The organism is Candidatus Marinimicrobia bacterium CG08_land_8_20_14_0_20_45_22 (assembly GCA_002774355.1).
Classification (GTDB): Bacteria; Fidelibacterota; UBA2242; order UBA2242; family UBA2242; genus 0-14-0-20-45-22.
In genome coordinates, this window is record PEYN01000082.1 from 1 (window position 1) to 7,624 (window position 7,624).

The 7,624-nt window shown below is 44.2% G+C and carries 5 protein-coding genes and 2 tRNA genes; 6 read left to right on the forward strand and 1 reads right to left on the reverse strand.

Annotated features, from left to right (window positions below; all coding sequences use genetic code 11):
* Positions 1–359 precede the first annotated feature (359 nt).
* Positions 360–1,877: an AAA family ATPase gene (locus COT43_05145; GenBank protein PIS28952.1), complete on the forward strand. Its 1,518-nt coding sequence runs from the start codon at positions 360–362 to the stop codon at positions 1,875–1,877.
* 252 nt (positions 1,878–2,129) lie between these two features.
* Here COT43_05145 and COT43_05150 read toward each other — a convergent pair whose 3' ends face one another.
* The gene (locus tag COT43_05150) at positions 2,130–2,459 is read right to left on the reverse strand and encodes a hypothetical protein (GenBank protein PIS28953.1); all 330 of its coding nucleotides are present in this window, start codon (positions 2,457–2,459) and stop codon (positions 2,130–2,132) included.
* Between the two features lie 336 nt (positions 2,460–2,795).
* Here COT43_05150 and COT43_05155 point away from each other — a divergent pair.
* The 5 genes from COT43_05155 (at position 2,796) to COT43_05175 (ending at position 7,564) form a co-directional block, all read left to right on the forward strand.
* Positions 2,796–2,868, forward strand: a tRNA-Cys gene (locus tag COT43_05155).
* Between the two features lie 67 nt (positions 2,869–2,935).
* Positions 2,936–3,009: transfer RNA gene (locus COT43_05160), tRNA-Val, on the forward strand.
* Positions 3,010–3,022: 13 nt separating this feature from the next.
* On the forward strand, positions 3,023–4,762 hold the full coding sequence (locus COT43_05165) for a threonine--tRNA ligase (GenBank protein ID PIS28954.1): 1,740 nt from the start codon (positions 3,023–3,025) through the stop codon (positions 4,760–4,762).
* 79 nt (positions 4,763–4,841) lie between these two features.
* A complete protein-coding gene (locus COT43_05170; protein PIS28955.1) occupies positions 4,842–5,804 on the forward strand; it encodes a phosphate acetyltransferase in 963 nt (320 codons plus the stop codon).
* The gene (locus COT43_05175; protein ID PIS28956.1) at positions 5,801–7,564 is read left to right on the forward strand and encodes a type II secretion system protein GspE; all 1,764 of its coding nucleotides are present in this window, start codon (positions 5,801–5,803) and stop codon (positions 7,562–7,564) included. Before COT43_05170 ends, COT43_05175 begins: the two co-directional genes overlap by 4 nt.
* The last annotated feature ends 60 nt before the right edge of the window (positions 7,565–7,624 follow it).

Genomic DNA, 7,624 nt, shown 5'->3' on the forward strand with positions numbered 1-7,624 from the left:
GCTAAACCTGTAGGGGTCCGTAAGGGCCCGCGAGAGTTCAAATCTCTCCCTCTCCGCCAGTTCAATTGTTTTTCTTTTTTGTTGAATACATCCTCAAAATTTTCGCGACTGCCTTCAGCAGTATTTTTTATTTTCAGAGAACGCTTTTTTTCTTTTTCAGAAGAAAGAATTATCCGATATCCTACCCGCCCCGATTAGCACTTGCCTACCGAATCCTCGGCGAAGGCGGGTCAACCCCTGACACTGAATGCTCCTGAATGCACAAAAATCAATCACTCGTGTTAGATACTAATTAAATGTCTTCTTGTTAGATACTATTTCTTGATTTTTCGCTGTAAAAAAGTATAATCAAAACAGATATGGCATTACCTTTGAATATTAGCGAATTGATTAACGGGCAAACAGTTGAATCTGAAAGGATTGAGTTCAAAGAAGGATGGAATCCCGAGGCAATTCTTCACACGCTCTGTGCTTTTGCAAACGATATGAATAACTGGGGCGGTGGTTACATAATTATAGGAATAAAATCCGAAAACGGCAAGAATGTTTTACCGCCTGCCGGACTGAATACCGAACAACTTAATTCTTACCAGAAAAAACTTATTGAACTTTGTCATAAAATAACCCCGAATTATTTTCCCGTTTCATCTCCAGAAAAATATCAAGGTAAACATATTCTTGTTCTTTGGGCACCCGGCGGCGAAACGCGGCCTTATAAAACTCCGAAAACTCTTGCCAAAAAATCCGAGCAGTTCTATTATGTCAGAAGATTTTCTTCAACGGTAAAAGCAAATACTTCCGAAGAACATCAGTTGTTTAATTTAGCGGCAAAAGTACCGTTTGACGACAGAATCAACCATAACGCTTCAATAGATGACTATAATCCTCATCTGATTAAATCATTTCTCAAACAAGCGGACAGCGATTTGCATTCAACGATGGATTCAATGTCGCTAAAAGATTTATGCGCCCGAATGCAGATTGCCCGCGGCCCCAAAGAATATTTAAAGCCGGTTAATGCAGGACTGCTTTTATTTACTGACAATCCTGAAAAATATTTTCGGGATACGAGGATAGAAGTTGTTGAATATCAGGATGATATAGGCGATAAATTTACCGAGAAAATCTTTACCGGGCCCATACACATACAATTACAAAATGCTCTTCAATACATTAAAAACATTGTTATCAAAGAAGAGATAAGAAAAATTCCCGACCAGGCAAAAGCCATGAGATTTTTCAATTATCCTTATCTCGCGATAGAAGAATCGCTCGCCAACGCGGTTTATCACAAGAGTTATGAAGAAAGAAACCCTATCGTAGTCAATGTGCGCTACGATAAAATAGAAATACTTTCGGTTCCCGGCCCCGTTTCGCCTATTGATAACAAAATGCTAAAGAAACAGGTCGTTACTGCCGGTAATTATCGCAACAGAAGGATAGGGGATTTTCTAAAGGAAATTGATTTGACCGAAGGCAGAAGCACCGGTTTCCCTAAAATAAGACGCGCAATGAAATTCAACGGTTCGCCGCCGCCGGGTTTTGAGACGAACAAAACCCGCGATTACTTTCTGACAATTCTACCGATTCATTCAAAATTTAAAACTAAACTACGACTTGTATCAAACACTAGTGAGCAAGTCGGTGAGCAAGTCAGTGAGCAAGTCATAAAGATACTTGAATACTGTAAAATTCCAAAAAAGAAACAAGAAATATTAAAATACATTGGTTTAAGTGCGGTGTTTATGAATTATAAGAGACATATATTACCTTTGATAGAAAAGGGATTGCTTGAATTAACAATACCCGATAAACCGCAGAGCAGTAAGCAGAAATATAAAACGACGGAAAAAGGTTTGACAGTTTTAAAAAGATAATTGTGAAATGAATGATGTCCCGATAAAGATGCCCGCCGTAAACCGCTATTGCCTGTAAGACATTTCTCTGATGATGGGTTAGGCTATCCCACATCGTTGAATAAAAAGGCGATTCCTCCGACAATATTTTGTTCAGGGCAATCTCTATATCAGGATTCTTTATGCTTCGTTTATCGAGATTCATATCCCACAACTCATGACACAAATACTGAACGTTGTAAGGATAGTTATCCGCCAATTCAATAATTTTATCTACAACTCCTGTTTCAAGCGTATAGCCCGTGGTCGTGAATTTCTCTTCACAGCATTGCCTTCAGCGTTCACTGTTATTTTTGGCCTCAGAGCGGGAAGGAATTCTTTAATAAAACGAACCGCCTTCTCTGATTTATTCTCAACAGCCAGCGCCACTTCCCTGCTGTATAATTCCAGAAATTTATTTAGCGATGTGGCTTTGTAAAAATCAATATAGATTGTGTAGAGGCCATTTCTTTCTGCGGAACTCCGCGACAGACAGAATCCTTTCCATCCTTCGTAGCAGCGCTCCCGCGCGGACGGGGCCAATATTATGGATGAAATAGCCAAACTTTCGCCTATCGCAGCGCTCCCGCGCGGACGGGGCCAATACTACTGCTCCGTAACATAAATTTGCGCGCTATTGTAGTTGCCTGATTTATCAGGCTTGCTAACAGAAGCGCTCAATAAATTGAGCAACTACATATCACGAACTTCTGTTACGGTATACTACTCTGCGAAGTTGCTTCGCTACCGTAGCACGAAGGATTCGGTAAGATATCATCTTCGTCCGCCGCAGGCGGATTGGGAGTATTCGCCAAGGTGGGTAAACAGTATTTTTAAATGACACGAGGTTGAAAAAAAATTGACAGCGGCGCTTTTTATTTGTAAATTTATTTCTATATCGGCGCGGTACCCAAGCGGCTAAGGGAGAAGTCTGCAAAACTTCCATTCGTCGGTTCGAATCCGACCCGTGCCTTTAAAAATGTAAAAAGAGAAAATGAAAGACGGCAGGGTTTTATTTTCTATCCCGCCAGTGGCGGATAGGGCGGTTAGCTCAGTTGGTTAGAGTACCACGTTGACATCGTGGGGGTCACTGGTTCGAATCCAGTACCGCCCAAGACAGAATAAAAATGGAAGAAAAGACATATACTCTTGAAACGTTGAGGCATTCGGCATCTCACATTATGGCTTATGCGGTAAGCAGAATCTACGGGAAAGTGCTTTTTGCGATAGGTCCTTCAATATCCGACGGCTTTTATTACGATTTTGACCTTGAAGAAAAAATTACTCAGGAAGATTTTAAAAAAATCTCGGAAGAAATGAAGAAAATCATAAAAGAAAAACACTCTTTTGAACATTCAACGATGAAAAAAGACGGAGCGGTTAAATTCTTCAAAGCCAGGGGGCAGATATACAAGGTTGAGCTCATCCAGGCGCTTCCCGTGGAAGAAGTTTCAATCTATAAACTCGGCGATTTCATAGACCTCTGTAAGGGACCTCACATAGAAAATTCTTCTGAACTTCGAAACTTCAAACTTCTTGACGTCGCGGGCGCATACTGGAGAGGCGATGAGAAAAACAAAATGCTCCAGCGCATTTACGGAACAGCTTTCGCGACAAAACAGGAACTGGCTGATTTTATTCATTTCAGGGAGGAAGCGAAAAAAAGAGACCACAGGATTATCGGCAGGCACATATTCAGCATACACCCTGAAGCCGGCGTCGGCCTTATTCACTGGCATCCCGACGGAGCGGCTCTTTTGGAAGTAATTGAGAATTTCTGGAAGAAAGAGCATATTAAAAACGGCTATCAACTTGTCAGAACGCCGCACATCGCAAGCGAAGAAATTTACAGAATTTCGGGTCATCTCCAGAATTATAGCGAAATGATGTATTCGCGTATGGACATAGAAGGCAAGCCCTACAGGGTAAGGCCTATGAACTGCCCGGGGCATATAATGATTTATTTGTCCCAACTTCACTCTTACAGAGAACTGCCGATAAGGTTTGCCGAACTCGGCACTGTTTACAGGTTTGAAAAAAGCGGCGTGCTCCACGGGCTTTTGCGCGTGAGGGGTTTTACAATAGACGACGCTCACATATTTGTTTCAAAAGAGAGCGTTATTGACGAGATATGCCGCGTTTTTGATTTTTGCCTCAAAATACTTTCTGCGTTCGGGTTTAAGGATTTTAAGGTGTATATTTCCACGAGGCCCAATGATAAATATGTCGGAGACATTAAGTCGTGGGAATTGGCAGAGGAGTCGCTCAAGAAATCCGTTGAAAAAAGCGGAATCCCTTACGAAGTGGACGAAGGCGGCGGGGCTTTTTACGGACCGAAAATAGATATCAAAATTAAAGATGCTCTCGGCAGATTCTGGCAGTGTTCTACGATACAATTTGATTTCAATCTGCCGGAGCGGTTTTCGGTTTTTTACATCGGAAAAGACGGCGAAAAAAAGACGCCTTTTATGATTCACAGGGCGATATTCGGCTCAATAGAACGCTTTACCGGGATGCTCATAGAGCATTACAAGGCGGATTTCCCTGTGTGGTTTGCGCCGAGGCAGATTAAAATTATATCAATCAGCGAAAAACATTCGGCGGCGGTGTATAAAATTTTTGAGGAAATCCGCGAAGGCGGTGTGCGTGCCGAGGCGGATGTGAGAAACCTCAGTCTAAATAAAAAAATAAGAGAGGCGCTCGCCGAGCATATTCCTTACATCGGCATCATCGGAGATAGCGAATCGCAGAGTGGCGATGTGACCATAAGGGACAGAAAAGCCAATATCGGCAGATGTACATCAGGCAAACTTATAGAGAAGTTTGAGGAAAGCGCCGTGAAACATCTAACAAAACTTGATTTGTAAAGGAAAATGCAACCTACGATTTTGATTTTATAGGGTGGGGGCTTGACAAAAAGGTAAAAATCTACTATAATAGTTAGAAATGTTAGATATATTGGAAAATCTAAAAGAAAAGGCGCGCCGGAAACAATACAGGATTATTTTCCCCGAAGGCGATGACGAAAGAGTGATTCAGGCGGCTCAGGAAATAAAAAAACAAAAAATAGCCCAACCCGTTCTTGTGCGCAAAACGTCTCTGCCCGGCATTGAGTGCCTCAGTCCCGATAACGACTCCGGAATGGCGAGTTATATAGATAAGTTTTTTGAAGACAATAGGAAAAAAATGGTATCCAGAGATGAAGCCGCCGAATTGGCGCGTTCCCCTCTTTATTATTCCGCAATCAAACTCGCAGACGGCGCCGTAGATGGTTTTGTGGGCGGTGCGGCCAATTCGACCTCACTTACAGTGCGAGCTCTTCTCAAATGTGTGGGCGTTGCGCGCATAGATGCCGGCAGCGGGCTTTTATCCAGTTTTTTCTTAATGTTGCGTGGGGAGAGATTTTTCCTTTTTGCCGACTGCGCCATTATGCCGGATCCTGACTCTGCGCAAATTGCGGAAATCACTATTCAGACAGCCGCATCCTGCAGGGCTTTCACAGGAAATGAGCCGAAAATCGCTTTGCTTTCATTTTCAACACACGGTTCTGCCAAATCAAGTTCCGTCTCAAAAGTCAGGCGCGCCGCTGAAATTCTGAAAGAGAGAAAACCGGATTTTGAATTTACGGGGGAAATACAGGCGGACGCCGCAATTGTTCCGGACATCGCCTTCAGTAAGACAAAAGGTCAATGGAGCGGCGGAGCGAATGTTCTCATATTCCCGAATCTTGACAGCGGCAACATTGCGTATAAACTGGTTGAGCGACTCGCAGGATACTCTGCAATCGGCCCGGTTATACAGGGCCTGAGAAAACCCGGTAATGACCTTTCGCGTGGATGTTCAAAATTTGATATAATAAATGTCACCGCTATGACCGCCGTTCAGTGCAGTATGGCAGAGGCAAGATGACGACTAAGGAAGAACAGAAATTAGGTAAAAAGCGCTTAGGCGACCTTTTGGTTGACGTCGGCATAATTTCCGCGGAACAGCTTCAAGCGGCTCTTCAGGAACAGAAAGAAAGAGGCGGCAAACTCGGCCAGATACTTATGGCGATGGGTTTTATTACGGAGGACGTTCTGCTCGCCTTCCTCGGGAAACAGTGTAATGTTTCCTATGTAAGTTTGAACGAATACGGCGAAATTCCGGAAAATGTGATTCAGCTTGTGCCCGAAACCATTGTTCGTCACCAGAAACTCATACCGATATCTCTTGAAGGCGGTGAGCTTACGATAGCAATGAGCGACCCCGCGAATGTCTTTGCGGTGGATGATCTCAAAATGATGACCGGACGAAATATCAGGGTTGTCATCGCCAGCGAAGCCGAAATTAAAAACGCGATTGACAAATATTACGGCGCAAAGGGCTCAATGGCGGACATCCTCAGGGAAATTGACCAGCCCGGAGGCATTGATGAAGATGTGGAACTTGTTAAAGAAGAGGACAGAGGGTCCGATATTATAGCCCTTGAAGCCCAGGGGGAAGACGCTCCGGTTATTAAAATCGTCAATCTCATTTTAAGCGGAGCCGTAGCCGCTGGCGCCAGCGACGTGCACATAGAGCCGTTTGAAACGTCTCTTCGCGTAAGATACAGGATTGACGGCGTCCTTCACGAAGTGACCGCCCCCCCGAAAAAACTGCAGAACGCTCTTGCCAGCCGTCTGAAAATCATGGCGAAACTTGACATTGCCGAACACCGTCTTCCGCAGGACGGTAGAATAAAAATAAGGGTTCAAAACAAGGGCGTGGACCTGCGTGTTTCGGTTCTGCCGACGGCTTTCGGAGAAAAAGTCGTTATGCGTCTTCTTGACCCCGAATCGCTTAAGCTCGACCTGACACTGCTCGGCTTTGATGAGGATTCACTTAAAATATATCAGAAAAATATTGACATTCCCTACGGTATTATTCTTGTAACAGGTCCTACAGGGAGCGGGAAATCAACGACTTTGTATTCGACTCTTTCAATGCTCAACAAGTCCGAGGTAAACATTATCACGATTGAAGACCCTGTTGAATACGTGCTTGAAGGAATAAATCAGGTGCAGGCAAATGCCGAAATAGGCCTTACCTTCGCGGAAGGTCTGAAGTCATTTCTCAGGCAGGATCCCGACATCATAATGGTCGGTGAAATCCGCGACACCGAAACCGCTGAGATTGCGATTAATGCGGCTCTCACCGGGCATCTCGTTTTTTCCACTCTCCACACAAACGACGCTCCGGGCGCAATGACGCGGCTTAACAATATGGGCATAGAACCGTTTCTCACGACTTCCACTGTTGCTATGGTAATCGCCCAAAGGCTCGTGCGTCTCGTCTGTCCCAGGTGTAAAGAAGAGTTTGAGATAGAATACGATAAGATAAAACATCTTGGAATAACTCCGGAGATGGTGGACGGCAAGGCAAAAGTGAAGCTTACGAGAGGAACGGGCTGCGATTTTTGCTCAAACACCGGATATAAAGGCCGTGCTGCCTGTTACGAGGTGATGGAGGTGAACGATAAATTAAGGGACCTGATTTTAGAAAGGGCGCCGACGCACCTCATAAAGCAGCTCGCCCGCGAAAACGGTATGAAAACGCTCAGGGAAGCCGCGCTCATAAAATTGCTTAATGGAGTGACAACGCTTGAGGAAGTTATGCGCGTGACATTCACGGATACTGAGGGGAACGCATAAAAAATGAAAGAGGGGGAAGGCGTGAAAAATAAAGCGGAACGAAAATGGGTTTAATGCCGA

Coding starts and splice junctions, on each gene's coding strand:
- COT43_05170 (PIS28955.1), top strand. CDS start 4,842: ATGTTAGATATATTGGAAAATCTAAAAGAAAAGGCGCGCCGGAAACAA.
- COT43_05145 (PIS28952.1), top strand. CDS start 360: ATGGCATTACCTTTGAATATTAGCGAATTGATTAACGGGCAAACAGTT.
- COT43_05165 (PIS28954.1), top strand. CDS start 3,023: ATGGAAGAAAAGACATATACTCTTGAAACGTTGAGGCATTCGGCATCT.
- COT43_05175 (PIS28956.1), top strand. CDS start 5,801: ATGACGACTAAGGAAGAACAGAAATTAGGTAAAAAGCGCTTAGGCGAC.